This window comes from Pseudomonas sp. GW823-FHT04A03, assembly GCF_058796615.1.
In genome coordinates this window covers 614,301-634,091 of the sequence record NZ_JBXAIV010000001.1, presented here as the reverse complement: position 1 = coordinate 634,091, position 19,791 = coordinate 614,301, and the positions used below count along the sequence as shown (strand labels likewise).

At 62.5% G+C, this 19,791-nt stretch carries 16 protein-coding genes; 6 read left to right on the top strand and 10 right to left on the bottom strand.

What is annotated here, in order from left to right:
* Nucleotides 1–8: 8 nt before the first annotated feature.
* Entirely contained in the window at nucleotides 9–689 is a 681-nt protein-coding gene (locus AC1Q9F_RS02680) for a DUF3313 domain-containing protein (RefSeq protein ID WP_207982699.1), read from the bottom strand.
* A 17-nt stretch (nucleotides 690–706) separates the two neighbouring features.
* A complete protein-coding gene (locus tag AC1Q9F_RS02675; RefSeq protein ID WP_492619069.1) occupies nucleotides 707–1,018 on the bottom strand; it encodes a hypothetical protein in 312 nt (103 codons plus the stop codon).
* 151 nt (nucleotides 1,019–1,169) lie between these two features.
* Between AC1Q9F_RS02675 and AC1Q9F_RS02670 the strand changes: the two genes are divergently transcribed.
* The gene (locus tag AC1Q9F_RS02670) at nucleotides 1,170–1,895 is read left to right on the top strand and encodes a response regulator (protein WP_492619441.1); all 726 of its coding nucleotides are present in this window, start codon (nucleotides 1,170–1,172) and stop codon (nucleotides 1,893–1,895) included.
* Nucleotides 1,892–3,223, top strand: coding sequence for an ATP-binding protein (locus tag AC1Q9F_RS02665; protein WP_492619070.1), 1,332 nt, complete (start codon nucleotides 1,892–1,894; stop codon nucleotides 3,221–3,223). The genes AC1Q9F_RS02670 and AC1Q9F_RS02665 overlap by 4 nt, the downstream gene beginning before the upstream one ends.
* Nucleotides 3,224–3,226: 3 nt before the next feature.
* On the opposite strand, the gene fdhE is transcribed toward AC1Q9F_RS02665, so the two are convergent.
* From fdhE to fdnG, 4 genes are read right to left on the bottom strand one after another with little or no spacing between them, the layout of a single operon-like run.
* A complete protein-coding gene (gene fdhE, locus AC1Q9F_RS02660) occupies nucleotides 3,227–4,153 on the bottom strand; it encodes a formate dehydrogenase accessory protein FdhE (RefSeq protein ID WP_492619071.1) in 927 nt (308 codons plus the stop codon).
* Nucleotides 4,154–4,156: 3 nt separating this feature from the next.
* A complete protein-coding gene (locus AC1Q9F_RS02655) occupies nucleotides 4,157–4,810 on the bottom strand; it encodes a formate dehydrogenase subunit gamma (RefSeq protein ID WP_492619072.1) in 654 nt (217 codons plus the stop codon).
* On the bottom strand, nucleotides 4,807–5,742 hold the full coding sequence (fdxH, locus tag AC1Q9F_RS02650) for a formate dehydrogenase subunit beta (protein ID WP_007951403.1): 936 nt from the start codon (nucleotides 5,740–5,742) through the stop codon (nucleotides 4,807–4,809). The genes AC1Q9F_RS02655 and fdxH overlap by 4 nt, the downstream gene beginning before the upstream one ends.
* Nucleotides 5,743–8,808 carry a formate dehydrogenase-N subunit alpha gene (gene fdnG / locus AC1Q9F_RS02645; protein WP_492619073.1) on the bottom strand — a complete coding sequence of 1,022 codons (3,066 nt, stop codon included), beginning with the start codon at nucleotides 8,806–8,808 and terminating at the stop codon, nucleotides 5,743–5,745.
* A gap of 219 nt (nucleotides 8,809–9,027) precedes the next feature.
* On the opposite strand from fdnG, the gene AC1Q9F_RS02640 reads away from it, so the two are divergent.
* The 4 genes from AC1Q9F_RS02640 (at nucleotide 9,028) to AC1Q9F_RS02625 (ending at nucleotide 13,343) form a co-directional block, all read left to right on the top strand.
* Nucleotides 9,028–10,176: a MalY/PatB family protein gene (locus AC1Q9F_RS02640; RefSeq protein ID WP_492619074.1), complete on the top strand. Its 1,149-nt coding sequence runs from the start codon at nucleotides 9,028–9,030 to the stop codon at nucleotides 10,174–10,176.
* Between the two features lie 95 nt (nucleotides 10,177–10,271).
* On the top strand, nucleotides 10,272–11,129 hold the full coding sequence (locus tag AC1Q9F_RS02635; RefSeq protein WP_127798116.1) for a glucose 1-dehydrogenase: 858 nt from the start codon (nucleotides 10,272–10,274) through the stop codon (nucleotides 11,127–11,129).
* Between the two features lie 90 nt (nucleotides 11,130–11,219).
* The gene (locus tag AC1Q9F_RS02630; protein ID WP_085603717.1) at nucleotides 11,220–11,831 is read left to right on the top strand and encodes a Yip1 family protein; all 612 of its coding nucleotides are present in this window, start codon (nucleotides 11,220–11,222) and stop codon (nucleotides 11,829–11,831) included.
* Between the two features lie 48 nt (nucleotides 11,832–11,879).
* Nucleotides 11,880–13,343 carry a cation:proton antiporter gene (locus tag AC1Q9F_RS02625; protein WP_492619075.1) on the top strand — a complete coding sequence of 488 codons (1,464 nt, stop codon included), beginning with the start codon at nucleotides 11,880–11,882 and terminating at the stop codon, nucleotides 13,341–13,343.
* Here the strand turns inward: AC1Q9F_RS02625 and AC1Q9F_RS02620 are convergent.
* The 4 genes from AC1Q9F_RS02620 to AC1Q9F_RS02605 all read right to left on the bottom strand — a co-directional run bounded on the left by AC1Q9F_RS02620 (nucleotide 13,242) and on the right by AC1Q9F_RS02605 (nucleotide 19,748).
* Complete coding sequence (locus AC1Q9F_RS02620; protein ID WP_207982691.1) at nucleotides 13,242–13,778, bottom strand: hypothetical protein; 537 nt, start codon at nucleotides 13,776–13,778, stop codon at nucleotides 13,242–13,244. The genes AC1Q9F_RS02625 and AC1Q9F_RS02620 overlap by 102 nt on opposite strands.
* 72 nt (nucleotides 13,779–13,850) lie before the next feature.
* Complete coding sequence (locus AC1Q9F_RS02615) at nucleotides 13,851–15,770, bottom strand: hybrid sensor histidine kinase/response regulator (protein ID WP_492619076.1); 1,920 nt, start codon at nucleotides 15,768–15,770, stop codon at nucleotides 13,851–13,853.
* 10 nt (nucleotides 15,771–15,780) lie between these two features.
* Nucleotides 15,781–18,099: an ATP-dependent DNA helicase gene (locus tag AC1Q9F_RS02610; RefSeq protein ID WP_492619077.1), complete on the bottom strand. Its 2,319-nt coding sequence runs from the start codon at nucleotides 18,097–18,099 to the stop codon at nucleotides 15,781–15,783.
* Nucleotides 18,096–19,748, bottom strand: coding sequence for a VRR-NUC domain-containing protein (locus AC1Q9F_RS02605; RefSeq protein ID WP_492619078.1), 1,653 nt, complete (start codon nucleotides 19,746–19,748; stop codon nucleotides 18,096–18,098). The genes AC1Q9F_RS02610 and AC1Q9F_RS02605 overlap by 4 nt, the downstream gene beginning before the upstream one ends.
* Nucleotides 19,749–19,791: the final 43 nt, after the last annotated feature.

Here is a 19,791-nt window from a genome sequence, read left to right as displayed (position 1 = left end):
CCCTGCTTCTAGCGCAGCGCGGCCCTCTGAACCGGCACATAGGTTTGACTCAAGTCCGTCGCCCAGCCATCGAGTACGGCTTTGACGTTATCGGGCGTCATGACCTGTTTGTCGTTCTCCAGCGGCACGCCCTTGCCCTTGCGCACCACCTCGGCTACGACCTCCCCGGTCGATCCGTCCTCGAAGGACACTTCCGTGGCGATCTCACTGTCGCGGTCACGAATGCCGGTAGCGGTGCTCACCCCGGCCGCGACCAGTGTCACCGGCAGCCATTCATAAAAACGCAGGCCCTGAGTACTGGCGGCGACCTGGGTGATGGCCGGTTTGACGATCAGCGTGTCCGGGCCGGGTTTCGACGCCAGCGGCAGCACTTTACCCAGCTCCAGCCTGAGGGCTGCGTCGTAGTAGTGGGTCACGCCCGACAAGGTACTTTGGGGAATGCGCTGCGAAGGCTGGGGCCGTGGATAGAACTGGCTCGGCGCCAGATAAACCTGGGTGTAACGGCCCCTCGCCAGTGTCGGGCTGACCCAGCTCAGAATCTTTTGCCCCGAAGCGGTCTGCCCTTCCTTGAGCACGCTGTAATCCCGTAAAAACCCGGCCTGCGGCTCGGTCGGAAGCTTCTTGCTGCTGCACGCCGACAGGCTGAGGGTGGCGGCAAACAACACGGCCAGTGAGCGATGGTTACTCATCGATGGTGTTTCCTTTTTCAGGCGTGGACGTGGTGGTGCGGGGTGTTGTCGGAGCACTCGATGCGCAACTGGCCGTGGGTCATGATCCACTGGATGAATTCGGCGGTAGGAATCGAGTGGAGGTATTCCACCCAATGGGCCTCGGTCGGGCTGAACCGTTCGAAATAGCGGCGCAGGATCAACTGGCTCTGATCGCTCGTCAGCCCCAGGCACGTCTCCTGGAACAGGATCGGCGTGTCGGGGCCCGGTGCGGTGGTGCGCTGGGTCAGGATCAACGGGCGCACGGCGCCATGGTCCCGGGTGATGTAGCCGCTGTTCATGTCCTTCATGTTGAGCCCCCTTGGTTGGAAGGCTTGCAGAGTGCCAGCGGATTTTTGCCCGACGATGTCCGGCTGATGTCGGTGCTGAAGGAATGTTGCAGGATTGAAATATATGACCGGCGCATCGAAATGGTTTTAGATGCGCTTCTTTTTTGGGTTCATGGATTGCGTAAACGTGAGCAGATTGCTGATCGTCGATGACGACGGGGAAATTCTGTCCTTGCTGAAGAAGTTCTTTGTTCAGCACGGCTATCAGGTCGATGTCGCCGCCCATGGCGAGGCCATGTGGGCGGCGATTGCGCAGGCACGGCCGGACACGATCATCCTCGACCTGATGATGCCCGGCGAGGGTGGTCTGAGCCTGTGCCAGAAGGTTCGGGCGCAGATGGGCATCCCGATCATCATGCTCACGGCCATGGCCGAGCTGAGCGACCGGATCGTCGGCCTGGAATTGGGCGCCGACGATTACCTGACCAAGCCCTTCGCCCCGCAGGAGTTGCTGGCCCGGGTGCGCGCGCTGCAACGCCGGGTCGGTGAGAACACGCCGTCCGGCGCCGAGCCTTCACGGCCGGTCATGGCCTTCGCCGGTTGGCATCTGGACATCACCTGCCGCGAACTGCGCTCGCCCGAAGGCGTGATGATTCCGATGTCCGCCGGCGAATTCGACCTGCTACTGGTGTTGCTCGAACATCCGCAACGCATCCTGACCCGCGAACAACTGATCGACCTGACCCACGGCCAGGGCCACGACGCCTATGACCGCAGCATCGACGTGCAGATCAGTCGGCTGCGGCGCAAGATCGAACCGGACAGCAAACGCCCGGACCTGATCCGCACCGTGCGCAACGGCGGCTACATGTTCACCGCCAAGGTGAGCCGCTCATGATCGGCCGGATGCTGCGACGCGACACCCTCAGCCGGCGGATTGCCCTGACGATCGTCGCGGCGATGCTCGCTTCTCTGCTGCTCAATGCGCTGTTCGTTCAGGTGGCCGGGATCTGGGCCCGGCCGCCGATCGAGCGCACCGGGCTGCTGGAACAGATCGCCGCCACAACGCGGGTGATCGAGGCAGCACCGGCAACCTTGCGCCCGCAACTGGCCAATGCGGCCAGCAGCCCGATGCTTGAAGTGGTGTGGAAGCCCCGTCGGGTCGACTTCGGTCTGCCGGGGGAAGGCGCGCAAGTCGAGGCAGGAAAGATCCCGGCGCTGCGGCAATTGCTTGGCAATGATCGACAGATCGACGTGTTCAACCCCGATGACTGGCCCGCCGGCAGCCCTCGGGCGCATTACATGGCGCTGGTGCGGCTGGCCGATGACAGTTGGCTGTCGTTCACGCCGCCGGAGCGCAGTTGGGGCTTGAGTCTGAACGTGCGGATAGCCGTGATCGTTGCCCTTGGGCTGGTCGCTACGCTGTTGGTTGCCTGGCTCGCTACACGGCAACTGGCCCAGCCGTTACAGCGCTTTGCCCATGCCGCGCGGCGTTTCGGTGGGGACCTGAAAGCGCCGCCGATCCACCTCGAAGGCCCGCACGAAATCCGTCAGGCCATCGTCGCGTTCAACACGATGCAGGCGCAGATCCAGCATTTCATCGGCGAACGCACCCACATGCTCGCCGCGATCTCCCACGATTTGCGCGCCCCACTGACCCGGATGCGCCTGCGCAGCGAGTTCATGGAAGACCTCGACCATCAGGGCAAGCTGATTCGCGACATCGAGGAAATGCAATCGATGATCAACGCCGCCCTGGCGTTCTTCCGCGAAGACACCCATCTGGAGCAATCCACCGCGTTCGATCTGTCGGAGTTGCTGCAAACCATCGTCGATGACTACCGCGATCAGCACATCGACATTGGTTTCATCGGTCCGGCACATGTGGTGTATGACGGCCGGCCGCTGGGCATCAAACGGGTCATCGTCAATTTGCTGGATAACGCGGTGAAGTATGGGCAGCGCCCGAGTGTGGTGCTGAGCAGCGACGACACGTCGATCCGCATCGAGGTCATTGACGAGGGGCCGGGGATTCCCGAGGACGCGCTGGAGCGGGTGTTCGATCCGTTCTTCCGTCTCGAGACCTCGCGCAACCGTGACACCGGCGGCGTCGGGCTCGGTCTTTCGGCGGCACGGGGGATCATTCGCGAACAGGGTGGCGAACTGAGTCTGCGCAATCGCCGCAGCGGCGGGTTACGTGCCCGGGTTGAACTGCCCCATCGCTGAGGCCTATTCGTCACCCGGCGCCAGCAGCAGATTAGGCGCCAGGCGCTGATAACCGTCCTGAGCCAGGCGCATGTCGAGCAACAGACTGCCCAGATCCGCCGACAGCGCCTCGCCCTCCCCGTCGTTTTCCAGATACAGCAACTTCAGGTAGCTGTTGCAGCCCGGACAGACTTCGGCGCGCAGCGGCGCCTGATTGGCGGCGTGGCGGTCATCCTCGAGGCTCAGGTATTCAAGCCCTTTGCTCTGCTCGCAATACACGCACTTGACCCGCACCACATGCCATTCGCAGGCGCACAGCGAACACACCAGATAACGCAGGCCGTTGTGCTTGCCGCGATGCCGGATCACCCCGGCCATGGCCGGCGAGCCACAGGCCGGGCACTGGCTGAGGCTGTCGCCGGGCGTCAGTTGCAGGTTGTGTGCGCTGAGCAGCCAGTGACTCCACGCGGCTTGCAGCGCCGCCCCGAGAAACGGTACCAGCGCCGCCGGCACCAGCGAATACTGGCCGCTGACCAGCGCCACGGCCCAGGCGCGCAACTGACCGGGACTGGCGATGCGCAGCGTGGTCACGGCCTCGACCACCGCGGGTTGTTCGGGGGCGACATAACGCTGGAGCAAGGCTTCGAGATACAGCTGCCAGGTGTCCTCGCGAATCAGGGTGTCGGCAGCAAACGGCGGCATGCCGTGTTGCCGGCAGACTTCCAGTCGCTGTTCATCGAGCGGCGCGGTCGAGGGCGGCTCGTCGAGGATCTGCTGCTGGACACGGCACAACCCGGCGATCAAATGCAGGTAGTCGGCCAGCGGATGCCCTTCGGCCAGACGCTCAAGACGCTGAGCCCGCAGCATGAACAGGTTGTGCGGCGGCAGGTGCAGAAACGGCGGCGAACTGGCCGCCGCTTCGATTTCTCCGGGTTCGAGGATGGTTGGCAAACGTCAGCCCTTTTTCGTGACCGGTCGCTCTGGCGGATCTTGTCTTTCCACCTCGCGATACCAGAGTGCATGGTGTTTCCTGGCCCAGGCGCGGCTGACCCAGCCGTGCATCATCGCGTCCACCGAACCCTTGATCCAGATCCCGGCATAGATGTGAACGATGATGCTCAGGATCAGCACAAATCCCGCCAGTGCGTGCAGCAACATCGCCCAGCGGATCGTGGTGATGCCGAAGTAATGACTGAAATACGCGCGCCAGATCACCAGCCCCGTGAACAGCAATCCGAGCATGCACAGCAGTAAAGTCCAGAACAGCAGCTTTTGCCCGGCGTTGTACTTGCCCACGGCCGGCACGGTTTCCTCGTCGTTGACCAGCACCCGGTCGATGCGTCGCAGCCATTTCCAGTCGTTGTCGATGAAGAAGTTCGAGCGCCAGAAGCGAAACACCAGGCCGAGGAAGAACACGAACATCAGCACGCCCATGAACGGGTGCAGGATCCGCGTCCACGGCCCGCCGCCGAACAGGTGGGTCAGCCAGAACATCGACGGATGAAACAGCGCCAGCCCCGACAGCCCGGCCATGAAGAACAGAATCGCCACCAGCCAGTGATTGGTGCGCTGGTTGGCGGTGTAGCGCAGGATCGTCTTGTTGCTCATGGCCGGCCCTCCCCGCGTGGGTCGAAGGTGTGCACCGCCGGATCGACGACGTGCACCGAGGTGTCGGGCGGTTCGGGATGTTCATCTTCCTCGACCCGGTTCGGGCCGATTCGCACGTAATGGAAGAACCCGGCCAGCACCGCCGCGCCCATGGCCAGCAGGCCCAGCGGTTTGCTGATGCCTTTCCACAGGCCCACCAGCGGACTGATCTCGGGGTTGTCCGGCAGACCGGCGTAGATTTTCGGCGTGTCCGCGTGGTGCAGCACGTACATGACGTGGGTGCCGCCGACGCCTGCCGGGTCATACAGGCCGGCATTGTCGAAGCCACGGCTTTTCAGGTCGACGATGCGTTCGGCGGCATGGGTCTTCATGTCGTCCTTGGTGCCGAACACGATGGCGCCGGTCGGGCAGGTTTTCACACAGGCCGGTTCCAGCCCCACCGCCACCCGATCCGAACACAGCGTGCATTTGTAGGCCTTGTGGTCCTTCTGCGAAATGCGCGGGATGTTGAACGGGCAACCGGTGATGCAATAACCGCAGCCGATGCAGTGATCCTGATCGAAATCGACGATACCGTTGGCGTGCTTGATGATCGCGCCGGGGCTGGGGCACGCCGCCAGGCAGCCGGGCTCGGCGCAGTGCATGCAGCCGTCCTTGCGGATCAGCCATTCGAGGTTGCCGGCGTCGGTTTCGTGCTCGGTGAAGCGCATCAGCGTCCATGAATCGGCGCTCAGATCCTGCGGATTGTCGTAGGTGCCGTGGTTGTGGCCGACCTCGTCGCGCAGCTCGTTCCATTCCGAGCACGCGACCTGACAGGCCTTGCAGCCGATGCATTTGGTGGTGTCGATCAGCTTGGCCACCTGTTCCTGACCGCGTATCGACGGCGCCGGGGTCGTGGTGGCCGAGCGGGCAATGATGTCTTGGCTGGCCATTTATAGTTTCTCCACGTTGACCAGGAATGACTTGGATTCCGGAGTCTGTGTATTGCCATCGCCGAGGAACGGCACCAGGGTGTTGGTCAGGTAACCGTGGCGCGTCAGGCCGGTGAAACCCCAGTGCAGCGGAATGCCGATCTGGTGCACCACCTGGTTGTTGACCTGCAACGGCCGGATCCTTTTGGTCACCACCGCCACCGCTTCAATGAACCCGCGTTTGCAGCTGACCCGCACCCGGTCGCCGGCAGCGATGCCCTTCTCCCTGGCCAGCACTTCGCCGATTTCCACGAACTGCTCGGGTTGGGCAATCGCGTTCAACTTGCAGTGCTTGCTCCAGAAGTGGAAATGCTCGGTCAGCCGGTAGCTGGTGGCGGCGTACGGGTAATCCTTGGCCACGCCGAGGCTGTCCCACACCGAATCGAAGATCCGCGCCGCCGGGTTGCTGGTGGCTTTCTTGTTTTCCGGGTGCAAAGGGTTGATGCCGATCGGTGTTTCGAACGGCTCGTAGTGCTCGGGGAATGGCCCTTCGTTCATCTTGTCGACGGCGAAGAACCGCGCCACGCCTTCGGGGTTCATGATGAACGGGTTCATCCCGGCTTCCGGCGGTACGTCGGCCTTGTAGTCCGGCACATCGGTGCCGCCCCAGGCTTTGCCGTTCCACCAGACCAGGCGTTTTTTCGGATCCCACGGCTTGCCGGCGACGTCAGCCGAGGCCCGGTTGTACAGAATCCGCCGGTTGGCCGGCCAGGCCCACGCCCAGCCCTGATGCTGATGCATGCCGTAAGGGTCGTTATTGTCGCGGCGGGCCATCTGGTTGCCGGCTTCGGTCCAGCTGCCGCAGAAGATCCAGCAGCCGGACGCAGTGCTGCCGTCATCCTTGAGCTGGGCGAACCCGGCCAGTTGCGAATTGCCCTTGATCGCCGCACCCGTGGCGTCGGTGAAGTCAGTGGTGGCGTAGCCGTTGACCTCTTTGGCGATCTCTTCCGGCGAGGGTTCTTCGGCGATCTTGTACGGCCAGGACAGTTTCAACAGCGGATCGGCGAACTTGCCGCCCTCGGCCTGATAACGCTCACGCAGGCGCAGGAACAGCGCGCTCATGATCTGCACGTCGGTGCGCGCCTCGCCGGGGCCGTCGGCACCTTTCCAGTGCCATTGCAGCCAGCGGCTGCTATTGACCAGCGAGCCATCCTCTTCGGCAAAACAGGTGGTCGGCAGGCGAATGACTTCGGTCTGGATGTCGGCGCTCTTCACATCGTTGAACGGCCCGACGTGTTCCCAGAACTGCGAGGTTTCGGTGGCCAGCGGGTCCATCACCACCAGCCATTTGAGCTTGGCCAGTGCCGCCATCACCCGGTTCTTATCCGGCAACGCGGCGATCGGGTTGAAGCCCTGGCACATGTAGCCGTTGACCTTGCCCTGCCCCATCAGATCGAACACCTTGAGGATGTCGTAATTGGGGATGTCGAGTTTCGGCAGATAGTTGTAGGCCCACTGGTTCTCGACGGTCGCGTTAGCGCCGTACCAGGCTTTCATCAGGCTGACGTGGAACTTGCTGTAGTTCTGCCAGTAGGACAATTGCCCCGGCCGCAGCGGTACTTGCGTACGTTTCTTGATGTAGGCGTCGTAGTCCTGCTCCATGTCGGTGGGCAGGGTCAGGTAACCCGGCAGCGCGTTGGACAGCAGGCCGAGATCGGTCAGGCCCTGAATGTTCGAGTGCCCGCGCAAGGCGTTGACCCCGCCGCCGGGCATGCCGACGTTGCCCAGCAACAGTTGCACCATCGCTGCGCTGCGGATGATCTGCGAGCCGATCGAGTGCTGGGTCCAGCCCAGCGCATAGAGAATGGTCATGGTCTTGCCCGGAATCGAGCAAGTGGCGATTTCCTCCCAGATTTTCTGCATGGCATCGACCGGCATGCCGCAGATCTGGCTCGCCAGGTCGATGTTGTAGCGGCTGTAATGCTGCTTCATCAGTTGATAGACGCAGCGCGGGTCCTGCAGGGTCGGGTCGACTTTGACGAAGCCGTCATCCCCCAGTTCGTAACCCCAGGTAGATTTGTCGGTGTAGCTGCGTTTGGCCGCGTCGTAACCGGTGAACAGTCCGTCCTCGAAGCCGAAACCGGCTTTGACGATGAACGACACGTCGGTGTAGTTGCGCACGTATTCGTGCTGGATCTTGTCCTCGGTCAGCAGGTAATTGATCAGCCCGCCCATGAACGCGATGTCGCTGCCGGTGCGGATCGGCGCGTAGTAGTCGGCCACGGAGGCGGTCCGGGTAAACCTCGGATCGACCACAATCAGCCGCGCGGCATTGTGCGCCTTGGCTTCGGTCACCCATTTGAAGCCGCAAGGATGGGCTTCTGCTGCGTTGCCACCCATCACCAGGATCAGATTCGCGTTGGCGATATCGGTCCAGGTGTTGGTCATGGCTCCACGGCCGTACGTCGGGGCAAGACTTGCCACCGTCGGGCCGTGTCAGACACGCGCCTGGTTATCGAACCCCAGCATGCCGAGACTGCGAACCACCTTGTGGGTGATGTAGCCCGCTTCGTTGGACGCTGCCGACGCTGCGAGGAATCCGGTGGTCAGCCAGCGATTGACTGTCTGGCCCTGGGCGTTCTGCTCGACGAAATTGGCATCGCGGTCGGCCTTCATCAGGTCGGCAACACGGTCGAGGGCTTCGTCCCAGGTGATCCGGGTCCATTCGCTGCTGCCGGGCTTGCGCACCTGTGGGTACTGCAAGCGGCCGGGACTGTGAATGAAGTCCAGCAGGCCGGCGCCTTTCGGGCAGAGAGTGCCGCGGTTGACCGGGTGGTCGGCGTCGCCCTCGATATGGATGATGTTTTGCGCAACGTTCTTCGCGGCATCGCCCTGGCTGTACATGATCAAGCCGCAACCGACCGAGCAATACGGGCAGGTGTTGCGGGTTTCATGGGTGTGGGCAAGCTTGAAGTGGCGCACCTGCTCGGCGAAGGCCAGCGTCGGGGCCATGCCCAACGCGCCCAGGCTAGAGCCTGCAAGGCCGATACCGGCGACCTTGAAGAACTGACGACGGCTGAGATCCATCGTGCACTCCTGATCAGGTGGAACCCGGTACTTGAGCCGGGTTTGTTCTGGACAATCACGGTTGCGGCACACGAGTGCCGACCTTTTCACTGTAGACAACGCCCCCGCCGCCTGTGTGAAAACCGACCGTCGGCCACCCACGGGTCACAAGTTCGCGCCCACAGGGGATGGGGGTTTATCATCGCCGGCACGACCCATCTCCGCCTTCAGAGACCGCGCATGACTTTCGATTTTGATCAGGTATTCGACCGCCACGACACCGGCAGCACCAAGTGGAGCCGCTATCCGGCCGACGTGTTGCCGATGTGGGTCGCTGACATGGATTTCGCCGCGCCGCCGGTGGTCATCGAGGCGCTGCAACAACGCCTGCTGCACCCGCTGGTGGGCTACAGCGTCGCCCAGGACAGCCTGCGCGAGGCCATCGTCGCCGACCTCTGGAACAAGTTCGCCTGGCGGGTCAAACCGCAAGAGCTGATCTTCCTGCCGGGGGTGGAATCGGGTTTCAACATGGCGCTCAAGGCGCTGGTGCAACCGCAGCAGAACGTCGTGGTGCAAACCCCGAACTACCCGCCGCTGCGCCATGCGCCGGGCCATTGGGGCCTGAACAAGGTCGAGCTGGAATTCAACGCCCAGGCCGACGGCAGCTACGCTACCCCGCTGGACGCACTGCGTGAATCCCTGACCGGTGGCGGCGCCCTGCTCCTGAGCAACCCGCACAACCCGATCGGCAAGGTCTTCGGCCGTGAAGAACTGCAAGCGGTGGCGGATATCTGCGTAGCGCAGGACGCCTGGATCATCTCCGACGAAATCCATGCCGAGCTGTGCTACGACGGCCGCGTCCACATTCCGACCGCGTCCCTGAGCCCGGAAATCGCCCGCCGCACCATCACCCTGATGTCGGCGAGCAAGGCCTACAACATTGCCGGCCTCAAGACCTCGTTCATGATCATCCAGGACGCCGCCCTGCGCGAACGCGTCAACCACGCCCGTTGCGGCATGGTGGACAGCGTCAACCCATTGGGCATGGAAGCCACCCGCGTGGCCTACAGCGAGGCCGGCCCATGGCTTGAGGCACTGAAACACTACCTGCAAGCCAACCGTGACTGGCTGGTGGACGCCGTGCGCAACCGCTTGCCCGGCGTGACCATCAATGTGCCGCAAGGCACGTACCTGGCCTGGCTCGACTGCTCGGCGCTGGATCTGGATGACCCGCAAAAATTCTTCCTGGATCACGCCCGCGTCGGCCTCAGCCCGGGCCTGGATTTTGGCGATCAAAGCCAGCAATTCGTGCGCCTGAATTTCGGTTGCCCGCGTTCGATGCTGGAGGAAGGCATTGCGCGGATGGAGCGAGCACTCAAGTCCCGCTAATCAGGTCAGGGCAAACCCAAGCGTCAATCCGATCGAACTCACTGCAAACGGGCCGGGTCAACCGGCCTACCTGCCCTGAGACCCGGAGATTGACGATGACTGACTATCCAAAACCCCCGTTCCCGAAACAGGCGCAACCGGTTCCCGGCTCCCAGCGCAAGATGGAGCCCTACCCCGATTGCGGTGAGCAAAGCTACACAGGCTCCGGTCGGCTGGCCGGCAAGATCGCCCTGATCACCGGCGCCGACAGCGGGATCGGCCGGGCGGTGGCCATTGCCTTCGCCCGCGAAGGTGCCGACGTAGCGGTCGCCTATCTGAATGAACATGAAGATGCCAAGGAAACCGCGCGCTGGGTCGAACAGGCCGGTCGTCAGTGCCTGTTGCTGCCCGGTGACATTGCGCAGAAAGCCCAGTGCCAGGCGTTGGTGGACCAAACCGTCGAGCGTTTCGGCCGCATCGACGTGCTGGTCAACAACGCGGCCTTCCAGATGACCCACGAAACCTTCGAAGAGATTCCCGACGACGAATGGGTGATGACTTTCGACGTCAACATCACCGCGATCTTCCGCCTGTGTCAGGCCGCCATCAAACACATGGGCCCCGGCGCTTCGATCATCAACACCAGTTCGGTCAACTCGGACATGCCCAAACCCACCCTGCTCGCCTACGCCACCACCAAAGGCGCCATCGCCAATTTCACCGGCGGACTGGCGCAGATGCTCGGCCCGAGGGAAATCCGCGTGAACTGCGTGGCCCCGGGGCCGATCTGGACGCCCCTGATCGTCTCGACCATGCCCGATGAGGAAGTGCAGAACTTCGGCGAGCACACGCCACTCGGGCGGCCCGGCCAACCGGTGGAAGTCGCGCCGATCTACGTGTTGCTGGCATCGGATGAAGCCAGCTACATCACCGGCCAGCGCTATGGCGTGACCGGTGGCAAACCGATGCTCTGAACCGTCCGCCGAAAAAAGTGAACCGCTGGGCAAGACGGCCTCTCCATACCTTCATGGCCCGTTCGGGTTGCGAGAGATCAGGAGGTCGTCATGTCCGCACCTATCGTCAAGCTCTTCACCCAGCCGAACTTCGCCTGGACCGACATCCGCCGCGAAGAAGAGGCGCATCCGCGTCATTACCTTGCTCACCTGCTGTTGCTGGCCCTCGTTCCGGCGGTGTGCCTGTTCATTGGCACCACCTACGTTGGCTGGAGCCTGGCGGTGGGTGAAACCGTCAGGCTCAGCAGTGCCAGCGCGTTGCAGCTGAGTGTTTTGCTCTACATCACTATCGTGGTTGGCGTGGCGATTATCGGCGGATTCATCCGCTGGATGTCGCGCACCTTCGATGCCCGGCCGACGCTCAATCAGTGCATCGGTTTCGCGGCGTATACCGTCACCCCGTTTTTCCTTGCCGGTCTCGCCGGCCTGTACCCGAGCCGTTGGCTGGCGGTACTGGTGCTTGGCGCGGCGTCGATTTATTCGACGTTTCTGCTGTTCGTCGGCCTGCCGACTTTCATGCACGAGCGCAAGGAACAGGGCCTGCTGTACTCGGCCAGCGTCTGGGGTGTCGCGCTGCTGGTACTGGTGACGTTGTTGGTGTCGATGATTCTGCTGTGGTTCAACGTGCTTACGCCGGAATACCTGCGCACGCCTGTGAGCTAGGCCGATCATGTCGCGGCGGCATCCAATCGGCGCGGCGGGCCGCCCGTCGTGACCTTCATCATTTGGGTCGCCGTGCTCGGCGCCGTGCTGCTGACCCTCGCCCTGACGTCGTCGTACCTGCGCTGGATGCCGGTGACGACGTCGGCGGTGTGTCTGCTGCTGGGTATCGGTATCGGCCCAGTCGGCCTCGATCTGCTGGAGTTGCCGCTGGATAAAGCCTCTAAGTGGATGGAGCACCTGACCGAAGTCGCGGTGCTGTTTTCCCTGTTCGTCTGCGGTTTGAAGCTGCGTTTGCCCCTGCGTGATAAACGCTGGCGGATCGCATTCGGCCTCGCGGGGCCAGTGATGGTGCTGACCATTATTGGCGTGTGTCTGCTGTTGCACTTCGGCCTGCACATGCCGTGGGGCCCTTCGCTGCTGATCGGCTCGATCCTCGCCCCGACCGACCCGGTGCTCGCGGCACTGGTGCAGGTCAACGATGCGCGGGACGTCGACAGCGTGCGGTTCGGCCTGTCTGGCGAGGCCGGGCTGAATGACGGGATTGCCTTTCCTTTCGTGATCCTCGGCCTGTTACTGCTGAACGGTGAAGGTTTTGCCGCCGAATGGCCCGACTGGGTCCTGCGCAGCCTGCTCTGGGCCGTGCCCGCCGGATTGCTTTGCGGTTACTGGATGGGCCGCGGCATCGGCCGTCTGACGTTGTCATTGCGCATCCGTAACGATGACAGCACCCTCAGCCCCAACGACTATCTGGCGTTGGCGTTGATCGCGCTGGCCTATGTGGTGGCTGAATCCATCGGTGGCTACGGCTTCCTGTCGGTGTTCGCCGCCGGACTGGGGTTGCGTCAGGAGGAAGTCAAGTCCACCGGCGCCCACCAACCGCCCGCCGAGCATCTGGTGCAACCGGTGGTCGGCCATCAGAACGTCGAACCCCAGCACGCGGTGCACGGCGATACCGAGCGACTGGAAGACACCCAGGTGGCCGCCGGCATCATGATGGGTGACATGCTCGCCTTCGGCAGTCTGGTCGAGCGGGCGATGGAAGTGTTTCTGGTCACGCTGCTGGGCGTGGTGCTGGTCAGTCACTGGGACTGGCGGGCGTTGCTGGTCGGCGGCGTGCTGTTCTGTGTCATCCGCCCGGTCTGCGTGGGGTTGATGCCGTGGGGATCGCTGCTGGCTGGGCGCCAACGGTTGTTGATCGGCTGGTTCGGCATTCGTGGCATCGGCAGTCTGTTCTACCTCTTCTATGCGCTGAACCATGGGCTGGGCGACAGCGTGGGCACGCTGTGTACCGACCTGACCTTGTCGGTGGTGGCGCTGAGCATTCTGCTGCACGGCGTCAGCACCCAGCCGATTCTCGCCCGGTACGAGCGGCGTAAAAAACCGGGCGAACCCGAAGCGCGCGGTGGTGCTTCAGCTGCCCGGGTTGGTCACCTGAATGTAGAAGGCGTAACTGCCGAGCAACATCCAGAACGTGGCAAAGATCCACGGCGTACGAATGGAAAACAGCAGTGACTTGCGATACCCCTTGTGGCTCGACTCCATTTCGCTGAACAGCGGCGACTCGTCATAAGCCAGGCCCATCAGGGGTTCGCTGCGCAGCAATTCACTCTGCTTGAAATGCCAATGATCGATGATGTCGTAGGCGGCACGAATCCCCGGCCATGCATTGAGCGAACTGAGCAGGCCGAGCAAGGCCAGGAACGGTGGCACCACCAGGGTGAACAACTTGCCCCACTCCGGGTTGAGGTTGGCCATGCAGGACGCGAAAGCAATCACCAGAAACGATTGCGCTGCCAGGTAGGCGTCGGTTCGGTTGGCCAGGATGCTGGTTTCGTACTGGATTTCCCGTCGATAGAAATCCAGTCGCTCCTTGGGTGAACCGAACATTTTGGCGTTATGTTCGCTCAGGGTTTCTTCGGCGGTCGGTTGGGTCAATATGCGTGGCACGGTGGAACGCTCCGAAACAAAGCGTTTGGAGGCGCCACGCCCCGGACAAGTTCAGACCGATTGTGCCCCGGTTCACTTCATCGACTGGGCAATGATCTCCACCAGATTCAGCTGATTGAACGGTTTCGACAGTCGCGGCAGCCCTGCTGCAAAACCCTCGAGGCGCTCGGCATAACCGGTGGCGAGGATGATTGGCAGATCCGGCTTGAGCAGGCGCACGGCATGAGCCAGTTGCGCGCCGCTCATCTGTGGCATGGCCATGTCGGTGATCATCAGGTCGATGACCTCGCCCTGATCGAACAGCTCCAGTGCCTGGGCACCGGAAGTGGCGCTGATCACCCGATGGCCGAGGTCTTCCAGCAGCAGGACCGTGCTGGTGCGAACCAGGCTGTCGTCGTCCACCACCAGCACGCTGAGGCGCGACACCGTGTCGGTGGACACCATCGGGCCAAGCGGTTTGGCGACAACGCCGTCGGTGGCCACCGGCAACCACAGCTCAGCGGTGGTGCCCTGCCCCTTGGTACTTTTCAGAATGAAGCGGCCACCCAGCTGTTCGATGAAGCCGTGGACCATCGACAACCCCAGCCCGGTGCCCTTGCCCAGACCCTTGGTAGTGAAAAACGGATCGGTCGCCGACGCCAGCGTTTCAGCGTCCATGCCCTCACCGGTATCGGTCACCCTCAAGCAGACATAGCGTCCTGCCGCCATTGTCGAATCGTGCTGTTCAAGCACCACTTCGGGTTCGGCACTGATGGTGACGCTACCGCCGTCGGGCATGGCGTCGCGGGCGTTGGTTGCCAGGTTGAGCACCGCAAGCTCCAGTTGGTTGCTGTCGGCCAGCACCGCTTGCAGGTCTTCGGGAAACTGCGTTTCGATGCGGATCCCGGGCCCCAATGAGCTGCGCAAGAGCCCGGTGATGCCCTGCACCAGTTTCGGGATTTCGATCGGTTCGGTCTTGAGCTCCTGACGCCGGGCGAAGGCCAGCATGCGTTGGGTCAGCGACACGCCGCGCAATGCGCCCTGGGTCGCGTTTTCCAGCAGACGGCTGACTTTCGGGTCGTCGCCCAGGCGTTTGCGCACAATTTCCAGGTTGCCGAGGATCACCGTCAGCAAATTGTTGAAGTCATGAGCGATGCCGCCGCTGAGTTGACCGATGGCCTGCATTTTCTGCGCCTGGAACAGCGCTTCACGGGTTTTCTCCAGGGCCTGTTGCGCCTGGGTCGCCTCGGTCACATCGCGGGTGATCTTGGCAAAACCGAGCAAGGTGCCGGTGTCGCCGCGAATCGCATCGACCACCACATGCGCCAGAAACCGCGTGCCGTCCTTGCGCAGGCGCCAGCTCTTGTTCTCGAAACGGCCCTCGCGCACCGCGGTTTCCAGGGCGCGCTGGGGTTCACCGGCCTCACGGTCTTCCGGGGTGTAGAACATCGAGAAATGCTTGCCGATGACTTCCTCCGGCTTATAGCCCTTGATCCGCTGCGCGCCGGGGTTCCAGTTGGTCACCCGGCCTTCGGGGCTGAGCATGTAGATCGCATAGTCGGTGACGCCCTGCACCAGCAGGCGAAACTGCTGTTCGCTCTGCTTGAGGGTTTCTTCGGCCATCTTGCGGTCGGTCAGGTCGCGGGTGATCTTGGCAAACCCGAGCAGTTGCCCGCTCGGGCTGAAAATCGGATCGATCACCACGTGGCACCAGAAGTGCGTGCCGTCCTTGCGCACCCTCCAGCCTTCGCCCTCAAACCGGCCTTCGCGGATCGCCGTATCCAGCGCCCGCTGTGGCAAACCGTCAGCGCGGTCCTGGTCGGTGTAGAACCGGGAAAAGTGTTCGCCGAGGATCTCCGCCTCTTCGTAACCTTTGAAGCGTTTGGCGCCGGAGTTCCAGCTGGTGATGATGCCCTCGGGGTCGATCATGTAGATCGCATAATCGACCACGGCATCGATCAGCAAACGAAAGCGCATCTCTTCGATCGCAGCGGACTTCTTGTTCTCGCTCATCAGGCTTGGCTCAAAACAGTTTTTCAATCACTGGAGTATGCGTCAAACCGGCGGATTGGAAAGCTGCTTCTGTGAGATCAAGTTGCCACCAGCGCGGCAGCAATTGCTGGATCCTGCTTTCGGCAAAGCGATCATCGATCAGCATCACCACGCCGCGATCCTGCTGGGTGCGGATCACCCGTCCGGCGGCCTGCACTACTTTTTGCACGCCGGGGAACAGGTAGGTGTAGTCGTAACCGGCGCCGAAGATCGCGGCCATGCGCCGCTTCATCTGTTCATTGACCGGGTTGAGCTGGGCCAGCCCGAGGGTGGCGATAAACGCGCCGATCAGTCGCGCGCCGGGCAGATCGATACCTTCGCCGAACGCGCCGCCGAGCACGGCAAAACCGACACCCTGGCTGTCAGCGGTGAATTGATCGAGGAAGTCCTGCCGCGCTCCTTCGGTCATGCCCCGGGATTGCTGCCAGCGGGTGATGTGCGGGTGCCGCTCGGCCATCAACTGCGCGACCTGTTGCAGGTAATCGAAACTGCTGAAGAACGCCAGGTAGTTGCCCGGACGTTCGCTGAACTGGCGGGCGATCAGCTCGACAATCGGCTCCAGCGATGCCTGACGGTGCGTGAAACGCGTGGAAATCCGGCTGACGACCTGCACCTGCAATTGTTCGGCGCTGAACGGCGACTCGACATCGATCCAGACCGTGTCGGTCGGCGTTCCAAGCAAATCCGCGTAATAGTGGCGCGGGCTGAGGGTTGCGGAAAACAGTACGCTGCTGCGCGCTGCCGTCAGGCGCGGGCCGATGAACGCCGCCGGCACCACGTTGCGCAGGCACAGTTGCGATAGCGGGCGTTTGCGCTCGAGGTCACGTTTGCTGATGTCGAACAGGTAATGCGCGTCGAACAGTTCCGCCACGCGGCCGAACTGCAGCATTTCGAAGTAGAAGCTTTGCAACGCGCTGTCGAGCCCCTGCGGGTGATCGTTGAGGTAGTCGCCAATACTCGCCGTGCAGGATGAGAGCGCCTGCAACAGTTTTTCCGGGGCCTTGTCATAGGCCTGATACGGCGCCAACTGGTCATTGTGCAGGGCGTTCCATTCACGGTTGACCCGTTGCAACGATTTCTTCAAGGCCTCGGGGGCGGTTTTGCGCACGCTGCCCAGTGTCGCCTGATCGAGGGTGGCGCTGTACATCTGCCGCCCGCGTTCGACCAGGTTGTGCGACTCATCCACCAGTACCGCAACGTTCCATTGATTGAACTGGGCCAGACCGAACAGCAGCGCGCTGAAATCGAAGTAATAGTTGTAGTCCGCCACTACCACGTCGGCCCAACGGGCCATTTCCTGACTCAGGTAGTACGGGCACACCCCATGCTGCGCCGCGACGTCGCGCAGCGCGGCCTGATCCAGCAGGCGCAATTGGCTGGCGGCTTCGCGGGCAGCGGGCAAACGGTCGTAAAAGCCTTGGGCCAACGGGCAGGATTCGCCGTGACAGGCCTTGTCGGGGTGTTCGCAGGCCTTGTCCCGGGCGACCATTTCCAGCACCCGCAGGGGCAAGGTTTCGCTGTGATCGAACAGCACTTGCGCTGCATCCAGCGCCAGTTTGCGTCCGGGGGTCTTGGCGGTGAGGAAGTAGACCTTGTCCAGTTGCTGCGGCGCCAGCGCCTTGAGCATCGGAAACAGGGTGCCGAGGGTCTTGCCGATCCCGGTCGGCGCCTGGGCCATCAGGCAGCGGCCGGTGCTGACGGCCTTGAACACCGATTCGGCGAGGTGACGCTGGCCGGGGCGAAACGCGGCATGGGGAAAACCCAGCTGCTGCGCCGCCCGGTTGCGCGCGTCGCGGTGGGCCATTTCCTGTTCGGCCCACGCCAGGAACAGACCGCATTGTTGTTCGAAGAACTGCCGCAGCGCTTCGGCGCTGAAAGCCTCGACCAGACAGGTTTCCTTTTCCGTGACGATGTCGAAATACACCAGCGCCAGATTGATCTGCTCAAGCTGTAATCGACAGCACATCAACCAGCCGTAGATTTTCGCCTGGGCCCAATGCAGCGAACGGTGATTGGCTGGTTGCTTGCTTAGGTCGCCGCGGTAGGTTTTGACCTCTTCCAGGCAGTTCTGCGTCGGGTCGTAGCCGTCGGCCCGGCCCTTGACCTTCAATGGCCCGAATGCGCCCTCCAGCGCCACTTCGCTCTGGTAGGCGTCGTTGCGCCGGGACGCCACGGTGCGATGCCCGGCAATCCCCTCCAGCGCGGTCGGTGACGGGGTGAAGCGCAAGTCGAGGTCACCGGTTTTCGCGGTGAATTCGCACAACGCCCGCACCGCGATGCTGTAGCTCAAGCGCCCTGCTCCGCCCATTGCACGTAACACACGGCGACCGGCATGCGGTGCGTGTGACAGAATTCCAGCCAGCGCAGTTGGTTGTCCTGCAAGCGATCGCCGGGGCCTTTGACTTCGATCATCCGGTAGGTCTTGTGCTGCGGCCAGAACTGGATCAGGTCGGGCATGCCGGCACGATTGGCCTTGATGTCCACCAGCAGACGGCTGAACCAGTGCTTGAGGTGTTCGGCCGGCAGACAGGCCAGCGCCTGTTCCAGCAAATCTTCATTGAGCGCGCCCCAGAACACGAACGGCGACTGCACGCCCCATTTGGCGGCGAACCGCGCGCGGATGGTGTCGGCATAGCGGCCATCGTCGAGTTCGGCCAGACAGGCCTGAAACAGCTCGGCACGACGGGGCTGGAAGTCTTCATTGAGCAGATCCACCGGCCCGCGCTGGAACGGGTGAAAGAACGCGCCCGGCAACGGCGCGAAGATCGCCGGCCAGCACAGCAGGCCGAACAATGAATTGATCAGGCTGTTTTCCACGTAATGCACCGGGCCCGTTTCTTCGTGCAGGTGTGCTTGAACGTGATATTCCACGGATAGCGTCGGGTCGACACGTGGCAGGTGCAGGTCCAGCCGTTCCACCATGCCGGGTGTGGAGCGCTTGATCGGTGGCCCGCCGAGCTTGCGTCGCAAACGCGGCAACACCCGTTGCAGGCCCTGCTGTTCGGTGGCGGTTTCCGGCGCCTGCTCGGCAATGACCGCCAGTTCCAGAGCCAACGCATATTCGGTGCTGCGCTCCAGCACGCGGATCATCCGTAATCGCGCGCCGGGATAGGCGCAGTCGCGATAGATCTTCAGGGCCAGGGCGAATTCGCCGAGGCGCTCACAGTATTGGCCGATCTGGAACAACAGCTTGCCGCGCCGGCGTTGCAGCCACGGGTTGTCGAAATGCAGCGCCGCGACCTGTTCGACGATCGGTTCCAGCGGCTCGCCGGCTTCGAAATACAGCTGGCAGTCGTGCAGAAACAGGCAGGCATCGACGTCGGCACGGCTGCGCAAGCCCCGGGAATCAGCGCTGAATTCGACTTTTTCATAAGTGAAGATGCCGAGGTCGGCGAGCACGAATTCCGACCAGTCCTGATAGAGGTTGCCGAAAAACATCAGGCGAAAACGGTCGCACAGGTCCATCAATGTCAGGCTGAACAGCCGATCCGCCAGCGCCGGACACCATTGCAGGAAACTGCGGGGCTCGGGGAATTGTTCGTGCAGCAGCGGCAACCAGTCGACCTTCTTGCCTTTAGGCTGATCGATGGCCGGGCCGAAGGCTTGCAGGATCTCGGCCTTGAGCAACACCTCGAACAGATCCGCCATCGACAACGGCGCCTGTTCATCGAGCCAGCCATGTTCCAGCAGCGGTTGCGCCGCCTCGGCGATGTCGCCGATTTCCGGATAATTCAGCTTGCCGGCACGAAAATGCACGCCCTTGCGCATCACCATCCGCACCAGCAACCCCTGGGATCCACGCGGCAGTGCTTTGAAGTCGCGGATGAAGGCGTGCTCCGCTTCGCTCATCACGTCGGCGTAACGAAGCTCAAGCCAATCAAGCACCTGGCGGAAGTTGTTGAGGTAATAGAACGGGTCGTCGAGGGGATTGGCAGTCACGGTGATTTCGGGGCCATGGCAAGCGAGTACTGGTTATGCGTAC

Bases quoted from the DNA above. Each gene is read 5' to 3' on its own strand.
- AC1Q9F_RS02680 (WP_207982699.1), bottom strand. From the start codon at position 689: ATGAGTAACCATCGCTCACTGGCCGTGTTGTTTGCCGCCACCCTCAGC.
- AC1Q9F_RS02665 (WP_492619070.1), top strand. From the start codon at position 1,892: ATGATCGGCCGGATGCTGCGACGCGACACCCTCAGCCGGCGGATTGCC.
- AC1Q9F_RS02630 (WP_085603717.1), top strand. From the start codon at position 11,220: ATGTCCGCACCTATCGTCAAGCTCTTCACCCAGCCGAACTTCGCCTGG.
- AC1Q9F_RS02635 (WP_127798116.1), top strand. From the start codon at position 10,272: ATGACTGACTATCCAAAACCCCCGTTCCCGAAACAGGCGCAACCGGTT.
- AC1Q9F_RS02640 (WP_492619074.1), top strand. From the start codon at position 9,028: ATGACTTTCGATTTTGATCAGGTATTCGACCGCCACGACACCGGCAGC.
- fdxH (WP_007951403.1), bottom strand. From the start codon at position 5,742: ATGGCCAGCCAAGACATCATTGCCCGCTCGGCCACCACGACCCCGGCG.
- AC1Q9F_RS02655 (WP_492619072.1), bottom strand. From the start codon at position 4,810: ATGAGCAACAAGACGATCCTGCGCTACACCGCCAACCAGCGCACCAAT.
- AC1Q9F_RS02675 (WP_492619069.1), bottom strand. From the start codon at position 1,018: ATGAAGGACATGAACAGCGGCTACATCACCCGGGACCATGGCGCCGTG.
- AC1Q9F_RS02670 (WP_492619441.1), top strand. From the start codon at position 1,170: ATGGATTGCGTAAACGTGAGCAGATTGCTGATCGTCGATGACGACGGG.
- AC1Q9F_RS02615 (WP_492619076.1), bottom strand. From the start codon at position 15,770: ATGAGCGAGAACAAGAAGTCCGCTGCGATCGAAGAGATGCGCTTTCGT.